General features: G+C 69.7%; 18 protein-coding genes. 6 read left to right on the forward strand and 12 right to left on the reverse strand.

Going from position 1 to position 15,849, the window contains the following annotated elements:
- Positions 1-30 precede the first annotated feature (30 nt).
- From ACU5AX_RS11930 to ACU5AX_RS11940, 3 genes are read left to right on the forward strand one after another with little or no spacing between them, the layout of a single operon-like run.
- Positions 31-2,544: a penicillin-binding protein 1A gene (locus tag ACU5AX_RS11930; protein WP_446691095.1), complete on the forward strand. Its 2,514-nt coding sequence runs from the start codon at positions 31-33 to the stop codon at positions 2,542-2,544.
- A gap of 56 nt (positions 2,545-2,600) precedes the next feature.
- The gene (prfB, locus tag ACU5AX_RS11935; protein WP_446691096.1) at positions 2,601-3,728 is read left to right on the forward strand and encodes a peptide chain release factor 2; all 1,128 of its coding nucleotides are present in this window, start codon (positions 2,601-2,603) and stop codon (positions 3,726-3,728) included.
- Positions 3,728-4,468 carry a class I SAM-dependent methyltransferase gene (locus ACU5AX_RS11940; RefSeq protein ID WP_443024763.1) on the forward strand — a complete coding sequence of 247 codons (741 nt, stop codon included), beginning with the start codon at positions 3,728-3,730 and terminating at the stop codon, positions 4,466-4,468. The genes prfB and ACU5AX_RS11940 overlap by 1 nt, the downstream gene beginning before the upstream one ends.
- Positions 4,469-4,538: 70 nt before the next feature.
- On the opposite strand, the gene ACU5AX_RS11945 is transcribed toward ACU5AX_RS11940, so the two are convergent.
- Entirely contained in the window at positions 4,539-5,771 is a 1,233-nt protein-coding gene (locus ACU5AX_RS11945; RefSeq protein WP_446691097.1) for an ABC transporter permease, read from the reverse strand.
- Entirely contained in the window at positions 5,768-6,700 is a 933-nt protein-coding gene (locus ACU5AX_RS11950) for an ABC transporter ATP-binding protein (RefSeq protein WP_446691098.1), read from the reverse strand. Before ACU5AX_RS11950 ends, ACU5AX_RS11945 begins: the two co-directional genes overlap by 4 nt.
- A gap of 59 nt (positions 6,701-6,759) precedes the next feature.
- Between ACU5AX_RS11950 and queG the strand changes: the two genes are divergently transcribed.
- Positions 6,760-7,794 carry a tRNA epoxyqueuosine(34) reductase QueG gene (gene queG / locus ACU5AX_RS11955; protein WP_446691099.1) on the forward strand — a complete coding sequence of 345 codons (1,035 nt, stop codon included), beginning with the start codon at positions 6,760-6,762 and terminating at the stop codon, positions 7,792-7,794.
- 29 nt (positions 7,795-7,823) lie between these two features.
- Complete coding sequence (locus tag ACU5AX_RS11960) at positions 7,824-8,738, forward strand: alpha/beta fold hydrolase (protein ID WP_446691100.1); 915 nt, start codon at positions 7,824-7,826, stop codon at positions 8,736-8,738.
- Positions 8,739-8,846: 108 nt separating this feature from the next.
- Here ACU5AX_RS11960 and ACU5AX_RS11965 read toward each other — a convergent pair whose 3' ends face one another.
- Both ACU5AX_RS11965 and ACU5AX_RS11970 read right to left on the reverse strand, forming a co-directional pair.
- The gene (locus tag ACU5AX_RS11965; RefSeq protein WP_198355106.1) at positions 8,847-9,224 is read right to left on the reverse strand and encodes a hypothetical protein; all 378 of its coding nucleotides are present in this window, start codon (positions 9,222-9,224) and stop codon (positions 8,847-8,849) included.
- Positions 9,221-9,889 carry an EI24 domain-containing protein gene (locus ACU5AX_RS11970; protein ID WP_446691101.1) on the reverse strand — a complete coding sequence of 223 codons (669 nt, stop codon included), beginning with the start codon at positions 9,887-9,889 and terminating at the stop codon, positions 9,221-9,223. Before ACU5AX_RS11970 ends, ACU5AX_RS11965 begins: the two co-directional genes overlap by 4 nt.
- A 107-nt stretch (positions 9,890-9,996) precedes the next feature.
- On the opposite strand from ACU5AX_RS11970, the gene ACU5AX_RS11975 reads away from it, so the two are divergent.
- Complete coding sequence (locus ACU5AX_RS11975; protein ID WP_446691102.1) at positions 9,997-10,995, forward strand: adenosine kinase; 999 nt, start codon at positions 9,997-9,999, stop codon at positions 10,993-10,995.
- Between the two features lie 74 nt (positions 10,996-11,069).
- On the opposite strand, the gene ACU5AX_RS11980 is transcribed toward ACU5AX_RS11975, so the two are convergent.
- The 8 genes from ACU5AX_RS11980 to hisA form a co-directional block, all read right to left on the reverse strand.
- A complete protein-coding gene (locus ACU5AX_RS11980) occupies positions 11,070-12,689 on the reverse strand; it encodes an amino acid permease (RefSeq protein ID WP_446691103.1) in 1,620 nt (539 codons plus the stop codon).
- A gap of 123 nt (positions 12,690-12,812) precedes the next feature.
- Positions 12,813-13,190 carry a histidine triad nucleotide-binding protein gene (locus ACU5AX_RS11985; protein ID WP_446691104.1) on the reverse strand — a complete coding sequence of 126 codons (378 nt, stop codon included), beginning with the start codon at positions 13,188-13,190 and terminating at the stop codon, positions 12,813-12,815.
- 13 nt (positions 13,191-13,203) lie between these two features.
- Complete coding sequence (locus ACU5AX_RS11990) at positions 13,204-13,515, reverse strand: phosphoribosyl-ATP diphosphatase (RefSeq protein WP_446691105.1); 312 nt, start codon at positions 13,513-13,515, stop codon at positions 13,204-13,206.
- A 33-nt stretch (positions 13,516-13,548) separates the two neighbouring features.
- Positions 13,549-13,704, reverse strand: coding sequence for a hypothetical protein (locus ACU5AX_RS11995; protein WP_446691106.1), 156 nt, complete (start codon positions 13,702-13,704; stop codon positions 13,549-13,551).
- Complete coding sequence (locus tag ACU5AX_RS12000) at positions 13,701-14,081, reverse strand: STAS/SEC14 domain-containing protein (protein ID WP_446691107.1); 381 nt, start codon at positions 14,079-14,081, stop codon at positions 13,701-13,703. The genes ACU5AX_RS11995 and ACU5AX_RS12000 overlap by 4 nt, the downstream gene beginning before the upstream one ends.
- Before the next feature lie 18 nt (positions 14,082-14,099).
- Positions 14,100-14,873 (reverse strand): imidazole glycerol phosphate synthase subunit HisF, encoded by a 774-nt coding sequence (hisF, locus tag ACU5AX_RS12005; RefSeq protein ID WP_446691108.1) that lies wholly within the window; start codon positions 14,871-14,873, stop codon positions 14,100-14,102.
- Complete coding sequence (locus tag ACU5AX_RS12010) at positions 14,870-15,112, reverse strand: hypothetical protein (protein ID WP_446691109.1); 243 nt, start codon at positions 15,110-15,112, stop codon at positions 14,870-14,872. Before ACU5AX_RS12010 ends, hisF begins: the two co-directional genes overlap by 4 nt.
- Positions 15,109-15,849, reverse strand: coding sequence for a 1-(5-phosphoribosyl)-5-[(5-phosphoribosylamino)methylideneamino]imidazole-4-carboxamide isomerase (gene hisA / locus ACU5AX_RS12015; protein WP_446691331.1), 741 nt, complete (start codon positions 15,847-15,849; stop codon positions 15,109-15,111). Before hisA ends, ACU5AX_RS12010 begins: the two co-directional genes overlap by 4 nt.

The following is a 15,849-nucleotide window of genomic DNA, read 5'->3' on the forward strand; positions in this document are numbered from 1 at the left end:
GCGAACCTGCTACACGCGGGCCCCACGACTATGGCGTCCGATCCCCCCCAGACCTCTCGCATGACCCAGTTTCGCGACGCCGGCGGCGTGCGGGGGGCGGTGCGGCGTGCCTGGGGGCGGTGGTGGGTCAAGGCGCTGGCCGCGCTCGCGGTGCTGGCCGTCATCGGCTATGGCGTGCTGTACGTGACGATCCTGCACGACCTGCCTTCGGTCGACCAGCTGCGCACCTACGAACCGCCGCTGCCGACCAACGTCCGCGGCAACGACGGCAATCCGATCCAGTCCTACGCCCGCGAGCGGCGGGTCGAACTGTCCTATGCCGAATATCCGCCGATGCTGGTCCGCGCCTTCCTGGCGGCGGAGGACAAGACCTTCTTTGAGCATCATGGCGTCGACTATCCCGGCCTTGCCGGCGCGGTGTTCGACTATGCGCGCAAGTTCGGCAGCGGCAAGCGCGCCCGCGGCGGCTCCACGATCACCCAGCAGGTCGCGAAGAACCTGCTGATCGGCAACGAATATTCGCCGACGCGCAAGATCAAGGAGGCGATCCTCGCCTTCCGCATCGAGGATACGCTCGACAAGCCGCAGATCCTGGAGCTGTACCTCAACCAGATCGCGCTCGGCCGCAACGCGTTCGGCGTCGAAGCGGCCGCCCATGCCTATTTCGACAAGGAGCTGCCCGAACTCGATCTTGCCCAGCTCGCCTATCTTGCCATCCTGCCCAAGGGGCCGTCGAACTACGACCCGGTCCGCCATCCCGACCGCGCGATGGAGCGGCGCAACTGGGTGCTGGGCGAGATGCTCAAGAACGGCTTCATCACCCAGGCGCAGCATGACGAGGCCGTGGCGGAACCGCTCGGCACGGTGCTGCGCCGCACGCCGAAATACGAGCGGGTCGGCGGCTATTTCGTCGAGGAGGTGCGCCGCCAGCTGATCGACAAGTTCGGCGAACAGTCGAGCGACGGGCCGTACAGCGTCTATGCCGGCGGCCTGTGGGTGCGCACCAGCCTCGACACGCGGCTACAGGATCTCGCGACCCAGGCGCTGCGCGACGGGCTGGTCCGCTACGACCGTGGCCGCGGCTGGTCCGGGCCGCTGCGGCACGAGGAGATCGACGGCGACAATTGGCTCGGCGCGCTGGTCAACACCAATGTCGCGCTGGACTATGCCGACTGGCGGGCGGCGATCGTCATCGCGCGCAGCGGCGACGCCTGGCAGATCGGCTTCGCCGACGGCAAGACCGGCGAATTGCCGCGCAGCCTGGCGCAGACGCCGGTCCGCGGCAGCGCGGCGACCAGTTTCTCGGCACTGAAGCCCGGCGACATCATCGCCGTCGCGCCGGAAGGCCGCAGCTGGGCGATCCGATCGGTGCCCAAGGTATCGGGCGGCTTCGTCGTCGAGGAGCCGGGCACCGGCCGCGTGCTGGCGATGCAGGGCGGCTTCGACAGCCGCATCCAGGCGTTCAACCGCGCGACGCAGGCGATGCGCCAGCCCGGATCGACGATCAAACCGGTGGTCTATTCCGCCGCGCTTGAGAACGGCATGACGCCGGCGACGATCATCCTCGACGCGCCCTATTGCGTCTATCAGGGGGCGCGACTGGGCCAGAAGTGCTTCCGCAACTTCGCCAACCAGCGCGGCGCCGGCCCGCACACGATGCGCTGGGGCATCGAACAGTCGCGCAACCTGATGACGGTGCGCGCCGCCGCGACCACCGGCATGCCGAAGGTCGTCGACGTGATGAAGCGGCTCGGCGTCGGCACCTATTCGCCCTATCTGGCGATCGCGCTGGGTGCGGGCGAAACCACGGTCAGCCGCATGGTCAACGCCTATGCGACGCTCGCCAACCAGGGGCGGGCGCACGAGCCGACGCTGATCGACTTCGTCCAGGACCGGCATGGCAAGGTGATCTGGCCGGAGAACTGGCGCGCCTGCGACGGCTGCAACGCCCCCGACTGGAACGGCAAGCCGATGCCGCGGCCGCGCGACCGGACGCGGCAGGCGATCGACGCAATGACCGCCTATCAGATGGTCCATATCACCGAGGGCGTGATCCAGCGCGGCACGGCGACGACGCTGCGCGAACTCGACCGGCCGATGTTCGGCAAGACCGGTACGACGACCGGCCCGACCGACGTGTGGTTCATCGGCGGCACGCCGCAGTTCATCGGCGGCCTCTATCTCGGCTACGACAGCCCACGCCGGCTGGGTGCGGCGGAGGGCGGCACCGTCGCGGCGCCGATCTTCAAGGAATTCGCGGTCAAGGCCTATGAGGGGCTGGACAAGCTGCCGTTCCGGGCACCCGCCGGCATCCGAATGGTGCGCATCGACCGCGCCAGCGGCCGGCCGGTCTACGGCACCTTCCCGACCGACAGCGATCCCAAGCCGGCGGTGATCTGGGAAGCGTTCAAGCCGGAGAGCGAGCCGCGCCGCGCCGCGCGTCACGCCGGCCCCACCGCGACGCCGACGACCAGCGCCGGGACGCCCAAAGCGCAGGCGCCGCGCGACAGCGATTTCTTGCAAAGAGAAGGCGGAATCTACTAGCGCGGCTTCCCATATCGTGGCCGCTACGCCATCCTCGTGTTTTCCGGAGACTCTTCATGCGCGCCGAAGCGCAATCCCATGTCGACAGCATCAAGGAGGCGCTGTCGCTGCTGCGCCGGTTCCTCGATTGGGATCGTGCGCTGCGCCGCCTCGACGAACTCAACGCCCGCGTCGAGGACCAGGCCTTGTGGAACGACCCCAAGGCCGCGCAGGAGGTGATGCGCGAGCGTCGCCGGCTGGACGAGGCGATCAGCGCGACGCGCGCGATCGAGAAGGACCTCGCCGACACCGCCGAGCTGGTCGAACTCGCCGAGATGGAGGGTGACGCCGAGTTGGAGGCGGAGGGGATCGACGCGCTCAAGCAGCTCGCCGAGCGGGCGCAGCGCGACAAGGTCAAGGCGCTGCTCGCCGGCGAGGCCGACGGCAACGATACCTATATCGAGATCAACTCCGGCGCCGGCGGCACCGAGAGCCAGGACTGGGCCGGCATGCTGCAGCGCATGTACACGCGCTGGGCGGAACGGCACGGCATGCGGGTCGAGCTGATCGACTATCATTCCGGCGAGCAGGCGGGGATCAAGTCGGCGACGCTGCTGGTCAAGGGCGAGAACGCCTATGGCTTCGCCAAGACCGAGAGCGGCGTCCATCGGCTGGTGCGGATCAGCCCCTACGACAGCGCGGCGCGGCGCCACACCAGCTTCTCCAGCGTCTGGGTCTATCCGGTCATCGATGACAATATCGAGGTCGACTATAACGAGAGCGACCTGCGCATCGACACCTATCGTGCCAGCGGCGCCGGCGGCCAGCACATCAACACCACCGATTCGGCGGTGCGCATCACGCACATCCCGACCGGGATCGTCGTGCAGTGCCAGAACCAGCGTTCGCAGCACAAGAACAAGGCCGAGGCGTACAATCAGCTGCGCGCGCGTCTGTACGAGCTGGAGCTGCAGAAGCGCGAGCAGGCGGCGAATGCGGAGAATGCCACCAAGACCGACATCGGCTGGGGCCACCAGATCCGTTCCTACGTTTTGCAGCCCTATCAGCTGGTCAAGGACCTGCGTACCGGCGTGACCTCGACCGCGCCGGGCGACGTGCTCGACGGCGACCTCGACGATTTCATGGCGGCGGCGCTGTCGCAGCGGGTCACGGGCGAGAGCGTCGAGGTGGAGGACGTGGATTGATGCGTCGCCGTCGCCTGACGATGCTGGGCTTGGCCGCCGGGGTGATCGCGCCGGCGCTGCTCATCGCCGCGTGCGACGGCTCCAAGCCGCTGATCCGCCACGAGCCGGACACGCCGGGACCGTTTCCGGCCGCCGACCGCCCGGTCGCCAACATCGTGTCGTCACGTTGGTCGAACGAGGAGGCGCGCGATCGGCTCAACGAGGCGAGCGAGGTGATGGGCAAGGCGGACATCCGCCGCGGCATGACCGTCGCCGATATCGGCGCCGGCGAGGGCTATTACACGATCCGCCTGGCCAGCCGGGTTGGCAAGACCGGTCGCGTGCTGGCGGAGGACATCGTCGCCAGTGTCCGCGACGCGCTGGCCGAGCGCGTGGCGCGCGAGGATCTGGAGAATGTCTCCGTCCGGCTCGGTGCGCCGGCCGATCCCAAGCTGCCTGAGAACAGCTTCGACCGCGTGCTGATGGTCCATATGTACCATGAGATCGCGCAGCCCTACGAATTCCTGTGGCGGCTGCGGCCCTCGCTGAAGCGCGACGGGCTGGTCGTCGTGGTCGACGCCAATCGCCCGACCCAGAACCACGGTACGCCGCCGGCGCTGCTGCGCTGCGAATTCCAGGCGGTCGGCTATCGCGAGGTGTCGTTCACCGACATGCCGTCGGCCGGCGGCTATCTGGCGACCTTCCAGCCGGCGGGCACCCGTCCGCAGCCGGAGGACATCCGCGCCTGCCGGATGCGCTAGGGTCTGAACCGGCAAAGCTGGATCAGGGCCGGTGCCGCTGCCACGCCAGTGGATCAGACCCTAGCAGCGGTCACGCCTTTGCCCGCCGCCAGCGCGGCTTGGCGCTGCCCGACTGCAGCACGCCGCGCCGGAACAGCCGGGCGCCGATGACGATGAACAGCGACACCCACAGCAATTGCCAGGCGATCGCCGCGCCATGCTGCCACAGGCTGGCCGAAGTGGCGGCGCGGCCGGCCATCGCGAACGGCGAGGACAGCGGAAACAGCTGCGCGGCTAGCCCCATCGTGCCGTCGGGATGCGCGGTGCCAGCGAGCGCGAGCGCCAACATCGCCATCTGGATCACCGAGATCGGCAGCGACAGCATCTGGATCTCGCGCGGGGTCGAGGCGAGCGCGCCGACGACGAGGAAGGCCGAGCCGAGCAGCAGATAGGCCATGGTGAAATAGACGAAGAACAGCACGCCGAACACGGGTAGCGGCAGGGCGGTGTGCAGCGCCAGCGCGGCCGCCGCTTCGGGTGGCAGAAAGCTGCCCAGCTTGGCGACGATCGTGCCCCAGAAGCCGACGAACAGGATGGCGACGCCGAACATGCCGAGCAATTTGCCGAGGAAGACGCTTTCCAGCGGCACCGCCGCGGCGAGCACCTCGATCACCTTGTTGTTGCGCTCTTCAGCCATCGTGCCGACCACCTGGCTGGCGAGGAACAGATTGAGCAGGAAGACGCCGAACACGGCGAAGGAGGCGGACTGGCGATAGCCGCCGTCGCCGCCGGCGGCGCCGCTCGGCCGCTCGAACGGCATCTTGGTGACGGTGACGCGGGGCAGGGCGCCGCCGAGCTGCTGGGCGGCCAGCGTCTGACCGGCGAGCACGCCGAGATAGTCCGCGGCGCGCTTGCCCCGTGGGCCATAGAGGATGGTGGGTGTGGCGAGGGGGCCGTAGAGGACGGCGCTCGCCTCATAATCCTTGGCGGCGAAGGCGGCGCGTGCCTGGGCGGCGGGATCGGCGCCCGCGGTCAGCGTGGTCAGCGCCGGCGGCTCCTCCTCGTCGCGACGGAAGACGGCGCGCAGCCGCGTGTCCGCCTCCGCAATCGGCCGTGCCGCGGCGTCGGGGACGATCGCGACGACGCGGGCACGATCGCTGTTGCTGCCGGCGACGCTCGCCGCGCCCATGCCGCCGACCGCACCGAATGCGCCCATGATCAGCGGCGCGAACAGGAACAGCAGAAAGATCGGCGTGAACACGGTCGCGGTGAAATCGCGCCGCGCGATAGTCAAGGCCTGGCGAAGGGTGCGCGCGAGGGTCATGCCTGTGGCTCCGATACGGTGGCGGCGTCGGCGCCGACGATGCGGACGAAGGCGTCGTGCAGCCCGGGGCGTTCGATCGACAGGCCGGCGATGCCGTGGCCGCGCTCGATCAGCGCGACGAGCAGCGGCTCGATCCCGTCATGCGGCAGCTGGAAACGCCAGCCTTCGCCGTCCCGCTCCGCATCGGGCGGCAGAACCGCCACTAGGTCCGCACCGGGATGCGCGGGCGTATAGCGGACGCGCTGCGGCAGCGTGGCGCGCGCCTCGTCCACCGTGCCCTCGAAGCGGCGGTTGCCGCCGGCGATGATCGCCAGCCGGTCGCAAATCCGTTCGGCATGGGACATGATGTGGGTGGAGAAGAGCACGGTTGCGCCACGATCGCGCTCGGCGAGGATCAGCGCCTCGAGCTTTTCCTGGTTGACCGGGTCGAGGCCGGAAAAGGGTTCGTCGAGGACGAGCAGATCGGGGCGATGCACGACGCTGCCGAGCAGCTGCACCAGCTGCGCCATGCCCTTCGACAATTTGCGGATTTTCTGATCGATGGCATGGCCGAGGCCCGCCGCCTCCATCATTTCCGCCGCGCGCGCCCGGCCGGTCTTCCAGTCGAGCCCGCGCAACGCGCCCATGAAGGCGATCGCCTCGCGCGCCTTCATCGCCGGATAGAGGCCGCGCTCCTCGGGCAGATAGCCGATGCGGTCGCTGGCGTCGCGCGGCGCGTCATGACCGAGCACGACGCGGCGGCCCTCGTCCGGCTCGATCGTGCCGAGCAGCATGCGCAGCGTCGTCGACTTGCCCGCGCCGTTGGGGCCGAGCACGCCGTAGATCGCGCCGCGCGGCACCGCCAGGTCGACGCCGTCGACGACGCGGCGCTCGCCATAGCGTTTCACCAGCCCGCGGGCCGATACCGCCAGATCGCTCTCGTTCGCCAACCGACATCCCCCGTGCGCCCGCCCTTCGAAGCGGCGTCGCGATGTGGTAGCGGGCGCGCGTGGCCCAGGACAAGCTGGAAGATCGGATCAAGGCCAAGGCGACGGAGCTCGGCTTCGTCGCCTGCGGCATCACGCGCGCGGACGCGGCGCCGCGCACCGCCGCGCGGTTGCACCAATGGCTGGCCGAGGGGCGGCATGGCGGCATGATCTGGATGGAGGAACGCGCCCATCACCGCGAGACCCCGGCGGGCCTGTGGCCGGCAGTGCAGAGCGTCATCTCGCTCGGCATGAGCTATGCCCCCGCCGCCGATCCGCTACGGCTGGCGGACGAGGGCGAGGTCGGCCGCATCTCCGTCTATGCGCAGGGCGGCGACTATCACGACGTCGTCAAAAAGGCGCTGAAGGCGCTCGGCCGCTGGCTGGCGCAGGAGGCAGGCTGCGATCTCAAGGTGTTCGTCGACACCGCGCCGGTGATGGAGAAGCCGCTGGCCGAGGCGGCGGGGCTGGGTTGGCAGGGCAAGCACACCAATCTGGTCAGCCGCGACCATGGCAGCTGGCTGTTCCTCGGCGCGATCTACACGACGTTGGCGCTCGATCCCGATGTGGCGATGCGGCAGAGCTGCGGCTCGTGCGACGCCTGCCAGCGCGCCTGTCCAACCGATGCCTTCCCCGCGCCGTTCCGCCTCGATGCGCGGCGCTGCATCTCCTATCTGACGATCGAACATGCCGGGCCGATTCCAGAGGAATTCCGCGGCGCGATCGGCAACCGCATCTATGGCTGCGACGACTGTCTGGCGGTGTGTCCGTGGAACAAGTTCGCCGCCAGCGCCGCGGCCAATCTGGCGTTTCAGCCCCGCGCCGAGCTCACCGTGCCGCAGCTGGCCGACCTGCTCGCGCTCGACGATGCCGGTTTCCGCCAGGTGTTCGCCGGATCGCCGATCAAGCGGATCGGGCGCAACCGGATGGTCCGCAACGCGGCGATCGCGGCGGGCAACAGCGGTGCGCCGGGCCTGAAGCCGGTGCTGGCGCGGCTGGTCGACGATCCCGATCCGGTGGTGGCGGAAGCGGCGGCATGGGCGCTCCAGCGACTGTGAGCATCGACCGGCGGCGGCATCCGCCGGGTATGCGTTTCGCGCCCTGGCCGGCGACGGACAATTGGCCGCTCCGCGCGTTCGACTGGCCCGCGGAACGCGAGGCGGGGCGGCTGCTGTTCCTGGGCGGGCGCGGCGACTTCGCCGAAAAGTATCTTGAGGCGATGGCGCATTGGCGCGGTTCAGGCTGGAGCATCGCGGGCTTCGACTGGCGCGGGCAAGGCGGCTCCGGTCGGCTGCTGCCCGATCCGCTGGTCAATCATCTCGACACGTTCGAGCCGTTGCTCGACGATCTCGACCGCTTCGTTGCCGGCTGGCGCGAGGGAAAGGGGCCGCACGTCGCGGTGGCGCATTCGATGGGCGGGCATCTGCTGCTGCGCCTGCTCGCCGAGCGCGGCGTCCGCCTCGATGCGGCGGTGCTCGCCGCGCCGATGCTCGGTATCCGCGCGGGGCCGCTCGGGACGCGCGCGATCCGGCTCGCGGCACAGGGGGCGGTCGCCGCCGGGCGCGGACAGCGACGGGTGTGGGAGGGCGATGCGGGCAATGTCGGCGGGCGGATGACCGCCTGTCCGGAGCGGCAGGCCGACAAGATCTGGTGGAAGACGCAGACGCCCGAGATCGCTTCCGGTGCGCCGAGCTGGGGCTGGACGCTGGCGGCTTGCCGCTCGCTCGACCGCCTGCACGCCGCGCCGCTCGACCGGGTGGCGACGCCGCTGTTGCTGCTGGTGTCCGAGCGCGACCCGATCGTCAGCCGCGCGGCGATTCTGCGGGCCGTGCGGCGCCTGCCGGGGGCGGAGGTGCAGGTCTTTGCCGGGCAGGGGCATGAACTGCTGCGCGAGGCCGACGCGCGGCGGCTGGCGGTGCTGGGACGGATCGACCGGTTTCTGCAGTCGCGGGTCTTGCCGGAAGCCGTTGTGCCCGCACGGGCGGGACTTCAGCAATGCTGACGTCCCGCCCCTCGCGCGGCGTTGCGCATCTGGATCCCCGCCGGCGCGGGGATGACCCGTGGGGGTAGGCAGACCTACCGAGGCCTTCAACCCTCTAAGCGTGGCGGCCTATTTGCCGCCTTCGCGCCGGGTCAGGGCGGCGACGCAGCTGGCGCGATCGATGGTGCTGCCATCGGGTTCGCGCGCGTCGAGATAGGTGACGCGCGGCTCGCTCCCCGGGTCCTTGGCGTCCTTGGGATAGAGATAGGTGTCGAGCACGCAGATCGGGCCGGCGAACTGCAGTTTGCGCGCGACGCCTTCGCGCACCTCGGCGTCAGGCTTGCCGAACAACGCGGTGAGGCCGGCGGCATTCTGGCCCAGCACCCGCTCCAGCCCCATGGTCGGATAGGTCGGCACGACCGCCCGCGACACGGTCGACGGCGCGGCATTAGGCGCGGCGCAGGCCGACAGGCCGGTGGCCAATAGCAGCGCGATCCGAGCCTTCATGCCTTGCCCCCGTGAAACAGATGCGTCGCGATGCCGGCACCGAGGATCGGCGCGAGCAGCCCGAGCACCGGAACCACGAACACGCCGGTCGCGACAAGCCCCAGCGCGAAGCGGCGCCCTGCGGTCGCCCTGCGCCAGCCCCGCATCGTCGCATCGTCCATATGCCGGCTGGCCACCATCTCGCCCAGATCGCGGCCGAGCAGCCAGGCGTTGACGATGGTGAAGGCGACCACCGGTCCGACCGCGGTGAACAGCAGGGCGACATAAATGGGGAGCATCAACAGGTTGATCAGCGTCGCGCGGATTGCCGAGGCCAGCCCCATGCGCGCCGCCCGTGCCATGCCGGCCGGCCGCGCCTGCGCGAAGGCGGCGGGATAGTGGCGCCGCTCCACCGCCGCGACGACATCGTCGGCGAACAGGCCGAGCACCGCGATGGCGACCACCCGGAACAGCAGCCAGCCGGCGAGCAGCTCGATCGCCACCGCGCCGGCCGCGGCAAGGCCGTGCGCGCCGTCCCAGCCAGCCAGCGCCTGATCCAGCAGGAGATACAGGCCGGCACCGAGCGCGACGAACACCGCCAGCGTCACCGCCAGCGAGGTGGCGAGGACGCGCAGGATCGCGCGGTCGCCGAGCTGGCCGAGGGTGAGCAGGATCGCGCGGATCATCCCGCCGGGGTGGCGTGGCCGCACCCCTCCGTCAAGCCGGGGCTCGCGTCGCGCCGCGTTCGGCGATAGGGAGCGGCCTTCCCGTTGTTTTCGAAAGTCATCCTACCTTGACCCAGCCCCGTTTCGAGGTCGTCGCGATCGGCAATGCGATCGTCGACATCCTGTCCCAGGCCGACGACGCCTTCATCGAGGAGATCGGCGTCGCCAAGGGGTCGATGCAGCTGATGTTCTCGCCCGAGGATGCCGACGCGCTCTATGCCAAGATGGGCCCGGGTCGCGAAGTGTCGGGCGGATCGGCCGCCAATACCGTCGCGGGCATCGCCGCCCTGGGTGGCCGGACCGCCTTCATCGGCCAGGTCGCCGACGACCAGCTCGGCCAGGTCTTCGCCCATGACATCCGCGCCGCCGGCGTCCATTTCGACACGGCGGTCCGCGAAGGCCAGCCGACCACCGCGCGGTGCCTGATCTTCGTCACGCCGGACGGCCAGCGGACGATGAACACCTATCTCGGTGCGTCGCAATTCCTGCCCGCCGGGGCGCTCGACCTGTCGATCATCGAGGATGCCGCGATCCTCTATCTCGAAGGCTATCTGTGGGACCCGGAGGAACCGCGGGCCGCGATGCGCGCGGCGATCGAGGCGGCGCGCAAGGCGAGCCGTCGCGTCGCCTTCACCCTGTCCGACGTCTTCTGCATCGGTCGCCACGGCGGCGATTTCCGCCAGCTGATCGGCGACGGGCTGATCGACATCCTGTTCGCCAACGAGAACGAGCTGACCGCGCTCGCCGAGGTTGAGGATTTCGAGGCGGCGGTGGCCAAGGTGTCGGCCCAGGTGCCGACGCTGGTCGTGACCCGCGGCGCGCAGGGTGCCTGCGCGATCCAGCACGGGACGCGCGCCGAAGTGAGCGCCGAGCCGATCGAGCAGGTCGTCGACACGACCGGTGCGGGCGACCTGTTCGCGGCGGGATTCCTGCACGGCCAGGCGATCGGCAAGGATCTGGAAGCGTCGCTGACGCTCGGCGCGATCTGCGCGGCGGAGATCATCAGCCATTTCGGTGCGCGGCCGATGGTCGACATGAAGGCACTGATCGCGTCGAAGCTCGGCTGACGCCGGATCAGGACCCAGCAAAAAGGGCCGGTGGATCGCTCCACCGGCCCTTTTTTTGTTGTGTCGGTCGGCCCTCAGGGGAGCGGCTTGGCGACCTCCGGCTGGATCGCCGGATCGTCGACCGTGTCGATGATCCCGCGCCCGACATAGGACCGGCTGCGGCTGTAGGTGAAATAGATCACCAGGCCGATCGCGCCCCAGATCGGCAGCACCAGCTTCGCGGTCAGCGGCAGCGACAGGTACAGGACCACGCAGCCGATCAGCGCGAGCGGCGCGACGATATAGACCGCGGGGGTGCGGAACGGCCGTGCGCGGTTCGGGTCGGTCCGCCGCAACACCATCACCGACACCGCCACCATGAAGAAGGCGAACAGCGTACCGGCATTCGAATAGTCGGCGAGCTTGCCGACCGGCAGCACCGCCGCGGCGACGCCGGCGGCGACCCCGGTCAGCAGCGTCACGACGTGCGGCGTGCGGAAGCGCGGATGGACCGAGGCGAGCCGTGCGGGCAGCAGGCCGTCGCGGGCCATGGTGAAGAAGATGCGGGTCTGGCCGAACATCATCATCAGCACCACAGACGGCAGCGCCAGCACCGCGGCGAGGCCGACGAAGCGGCCGATCATCGGCCAGTTGATCGTGTCGAGGACGTGGACCAGCGCTTCCTTCGAACAGACCAGCGGCTCGAGCGCGCCCGACGCGACGATCGCGGCGCAGCGGCCGGCGATCTCCGGCGTGCCCGGCGACAGCACCTGGCCCGACAGCGAGGCGACGGGCTGGGCGCCGATCGCCCCGATCGCGCCCGAGGCGACGAGCAGGTAGAAGATGGTGCAGATGGCGAGGCTGCCGATCAGGCCGATCGGCACGTTGCGCTGCGGATTCTTGGTCTCTTCCGCGGCGGTCGATACGGCGTCGAAGCCGACATAGGCGAAGAAGATCGACGCCGCGGCACCGAGCACGCCAAGGCCCGACGAGCTCAGCGGATTGCCGATGCCGGTGGGCAGGAACGGGTTGAAATTGTCCGCCTTCATCACCGGGATGGTCAGGGCGACGAAGGCGGTCAGCGCGGCGATCTTGATCGCGACGAGGATCGCATTGACGCGGGCGCTTTCGGTCGTGCCGATGATCAGCAGCCAGGTGACGATCGCGACGATGATCACCGCGGGCACGTTGACCCAGCCGCCGGTGGTCATCGCCTGCGTCAGGTCGGCGCTCGGCGGGGCGCCGAAGGCGATGTACATGTGCGCCATCAGCGCGTCGGCGTTGCTGATCGCCGCGGGGACGTGGAAGCCGATGCCGTTGAGCAGGCCGACCGCATGGTTCGACCAGCCGACCGCAACCGCGCTGGCGCCGACCGCATATTCGAGGATCAGCGCCCAGCCGACCATCCAGGCGAGGATCTCGCCGGTCACCGCATAGGTGTAGGTATAGGCCGAGCCCGACACCGGCACCATCGAGGCCAGTTCGGAATAGCAGAGCGCGGCGACCGCGCAGATGAAGCCGGCGACGACGAAGCTGAGCAGCATGCCCGGCCCCGCCTTCTGCGCCGCTTCGGAGGTGAGCACGAAGATGCCGGTGCCGATCACGGCGTCGATGCCGAGCATGGTGAGCTGGAACGCGCCGAGCGAGCGGTGCAGGCCCTTCTTCTCGGCGGTGGCAAGAATGGCGTCGAGTGGTTTGACGCGCCCGAATATCATGTAAGCGATCCCCCCAGCTGCGATCGGGGCCTGGCCGGCCCTCCGCATGGTGAAGCGGCGGAGCCTAGTCGCAAATGATACGGGCGCAATAGCTTATCTTTCCCGCATGGAAGCGGGAATGGGTCAGCGCGCCAGCATCGGTCCGAGCGGGCCGCCGCCGAACAGATGGACGTGGAGGTGCGGCACCTCCTGCCCGGCATCGCCGCCGATGTTGGCGAGCAGGCGGTAGCCGCTGGCGACGAGGCCGCGCTCGCGCGCGACATGGCCGACGGCGCGGACGAACCCGGCGATCTCCTCGGCCGAACCGCGCGCGGCGAAATCGTCCCACGAGACGTAGCGGCCACGCGGGATGACCAGGATATGCGTCGGCGCATGCGGCGCGATGTCGTGGAAGGCGACCGCCCATTCGTCCTCATAGACCCGGTTCGACGGGATCTCGCCGCGCAGGATCCTGGCGAAGACGTTCTGGTCGTCATAGGGCTGGGTCGGGTCGATCGGCATGGCAGGCGCTCCTTTACGACGGGCGGGCGGCTTTCTCGGCATGGCCCGACACGCCCTCCCGCCGGACGAGTTCGGCGCGCACGTCGTCGAGGCCGAGCCCTGCATCGGCGAGCAGCACCAGCAGGTGGAAGACGAGGTCCGCCGCCTCCGAGGCCAGCGTCTCCGGCGCGGCGAGGGCGGCGATCACCGTTTCGGTCGCCTCCTCGCCGACCTTCTGCGCGATCTTGGCGCGGCCCTTGGCGAACAGGCTGGCGGTGTACGAACTGCCCGCATCGGCGGCGCGGCGCGCGGCGATCGTGGCTTCGAGGCGGTCGAGCGGGTCCATCGCGATGGGCTTGGCGCGGGCGGGGCCCCCGCGTCAATCGTTCTTCTGGAAGCGGCGGCGCAGGCGGCGGCGCACCCACCACAGGCCGGCGGCGGCGACGACGAACAGCGCGACGTCCGACCATTCGGGCGCGCTGCGCGGGTGGACGATGCCGGAATGGCCGTCGGCATAGGCGAGCAAGGCGATCACGCCGCCGCCGCCTCGGTCAGCCAGCCTAGCGCCTCCGCGGCATCGGCGAAGACGCGCAGATAGGGCTGGGTCATGAACCGCTGGACCTGCAGGCGGGTGATCGCGCTGCCGGTGACGATCGCGATCCGGCTGGCCTTGGGAAAGGTGGCGAGGCGGGCGTGGATCGCTTCGGCCGCGTCGCGCGGCTGGACGCTGGTGGCGCTCATGTCGATGCGCAGCCGGTAGCCGGGGCGGAAGCCCGCGGCGGCGAAGCGCCGCTCCAGATCGGCGGCATAAGCGGCGACGGACGTCTCGTCGAACAGACCGTGCCAGCGGATGTCGACCAGGTCGAGCGTGGGGTTCAGATCGATCGCATACATGGCCGCGACCTGTCGCATGCAAGCGTTGCGGAACCGCTAAGCCCCCGGAATCGGACGACGGACCGGAATGCCGGCGGCGGCGAGTGCGGCATGCGCATCGGCGATGCTCGCCTCGCCGAAGTGGAAGATCGACGCGGCGAGCACCGCGCTGGCATGGCCGTCGCGTACGCCGGCAACCAGATCGTCGAGCCCGCCGACGCCGCCGCTGGCGACGACCGGTACCGCGACGCGATCGGCGATCGCCCGGATCAGCGCGAGATCATAGCCGGAGCGGGTGCCATCCTTGTCCATCGAAGTGACGAGCAGCTCGCCCGCGCCCAGTTCGGCGAGGCGGACGGCGTGCGCGACCGCATCGATGCCGGTCGCGCGGCGGCCGCCGTGGGTGAACACCTCCCAGTTGTCACCGGCGCGGCGCGCGTCGACCGAGGCGACGCAACACTGGCTGCCGAAGCGTTCGGCGATGTCCGCCACCACCTCCGGCCGCGATACGGCGGCGGAATTGACCGCGACCTTGTCGGCACCGGCGAGCAGTAAGGCGCGGGCATCGTCGGCGCTTCGCACGCCGCCGCCGACGGTCAGCGGCATGAAGCAGACCGAAGCGGTGCGGCGCACGACATCGAGAATCGTGCCGCGGTCCTCCGCGCTGGCGGTGATGTCGAGGAAGCAGAGTTCGTCGGCGCCGGAGGCGTCATAGGCGCGCGCCTGCTCGACGGGATCGCCGGCGTCGACCAGATCGACGAAATTGACGCCCTTCACGACGCGGCCGTTGGCAACGTCGAGGCAGGGGATGACGCGGGCCCGCACCGTCACGACAGCAGCGCCCGCACGACGAGGGCGAGGGAGGCGATCAGGATCAGCGCGACGAATCCCACCATGCCGGCGACGCACAGGCGGAAGGCGAGGGGGTGTTCGTCACGGCGTACGCCGATCGGGTTGATCGTGCCGAACGGCACCTCGATGCGCCCGTCGCGGATCTGGTCGCGCAGCGTCGGGACATAGGCGCCGACCAATCCCCCGGCGAACAGGCCGGCGAGGCCCGGGTTCATCATGCCGCGGCCGCGACGCTGAGCGCCGCCGCCAGATCGAGGCGACCGTCATAGAGCGCACGGCCGGTGATCACGCCCTCGATCCCGTCCTTGGCATGGAGGGCGAGCATATGGATGTCGTCGATCCCCTTGACCCCGCCGCTGGCGATCACCGGGATCGACACGGCACGGGCAAGGTCGACCGTCGCCTCGATATTGGCGCCCTTGAGCAGTCCGTCGCGACCGACGTCGGTGAACAGCAGGGCGGCGACGCCGGCATCTTCGAACCGGCGGGCGAGGTCGGTGACGCTGGTCGTCGACACGTCCGCCCAGCCCTTGGTCGCGACCATGCCGTCTTTGGCATCGACCGCGACGACGATGCCACCGGGGTAATCGCGGGCGACGCCGCGCACGAAGTCCGGATCGTCGAGCGCGGCGGTGCCGATGACGATGCGCGATACGCCGAGGTCGAACCAGCGTTCGACGCTGTCGCGATTGCGAATGCCGCCGCCGAGCTGCACGTGGCCGGGGAAGTCGGCGACGATCCGCCGCACCGCCTTGCCATTGACCGACTCGCCGGCAAAGGCACCGTCGAGATCGACGACATGAAGATGCTGGGCCCCCGCATCGGCGAACAGCCGCGCCTGATGCGCGGGATCGTCGCCATAGACGGTCGCGCGATCCATATCGCCCTCCGCGAGGCGGACGACTTGGCCATTCTTGAGGTCGATGGCGGGGAAGACGATCAGGCGATGGGACAT

The organism is Sphingomonas benefaciens, assembly GCF_052907485.1.

Bases quoted from the DNA above. Each gene is read 5' to 3' on its own strand.
- ACU5AX_RS11960 (WP_446691100.1), top strand. From the start codon at position 7,824: ATGCGTTTCGCGCCCTGGCCGGCGACGGACAATTGGCCGCTCCGCGCG.
- ACU5AX_RS12010 (WP_446691109.1), bottom strand. From the start codon at position 15,112: ATGATGAACCCGGGCCTCGCCGGCCTGTTCGCCGGGGGATTGGTCGGC.
- ACU5AX_RS11990 (WP_446691105.1), bottom strand. From the start codon at position 13,515: ATGGACCCGCTCGACCGCCTCGAAGCCACGATCGCCGCGCGCCGCGCC.
- ACU5AX_RS11985 (WP_446691104.1), bottom strand. From the start codon at position 13,190: ATGCCGATCGACCCGACCCAGCCCTATGACGACCAGAACGTCTTCGCC.
- ACU5AX_RS11945 (WP_446691097.1), bottom strand. From the start codon at position 5,771: ATGACCCTCGCGCGCACCCTTCGCCAGGCCTTGACTATCGCGCGGCGC.
- ACU5AX_RS11970 (WP_446691101.1), bottom strand. From the start codon at position 9,889: ATGATCCGCGCGATCCTGCTCACCCTCGGCCAGCTCGGCGACCGCGCG.
- ACU5AX_RS11940 (WP_443024763.1), top strand. From the start codon at position 3,728: ATGCGTCGCCGTCGCCTGACGATGCTGGGCTTGGCCGCCGGGGTGATC.
- hisA (WP_446691331.1), bottom strand. From the start codon at position 15,849: ATGTCCCATCGCCTGATCGTCTTCCCCGCCATCGACCTCAAGAATGGC.
- ACU5AX_RS11965 (WP_198355106.1), bottom strand. From the start codon at position 9,224: ATGAAGGCTCGGATCGCGCTGCTATTGGCCACCGGCCTGTCGGCCTGC.
- ACU5AX_RS12000 (WP_446691107.1), bottom strand. From the start codon at position 14,081: ATGCGACAGGTCGCGGCCATGTATGCGATCGATCTGAACCCCACGCTC.
- prfB (WP_446691096.1), top strand. From the start codon at position 2,601: ATGCGCGCCGAAGCGCAATCCCATGTCGACAGCATCAAGGAGGCGCTG.
- ACU5AX_RS11980 (WP_446691103.1), bottom strand. From the start codon at position 12,689: ATGATATTCGGGCGCGTCAAACCACTCGACGCCATTCTTGCCACCGCC.
- ACU5AX_RS11930 (WP_446691095.1), top strand. From the start codon at position 31: ATGGCGTCCGATCCCCCCCAGACCTCTCGCATGACCCAGTTTCGCGAC.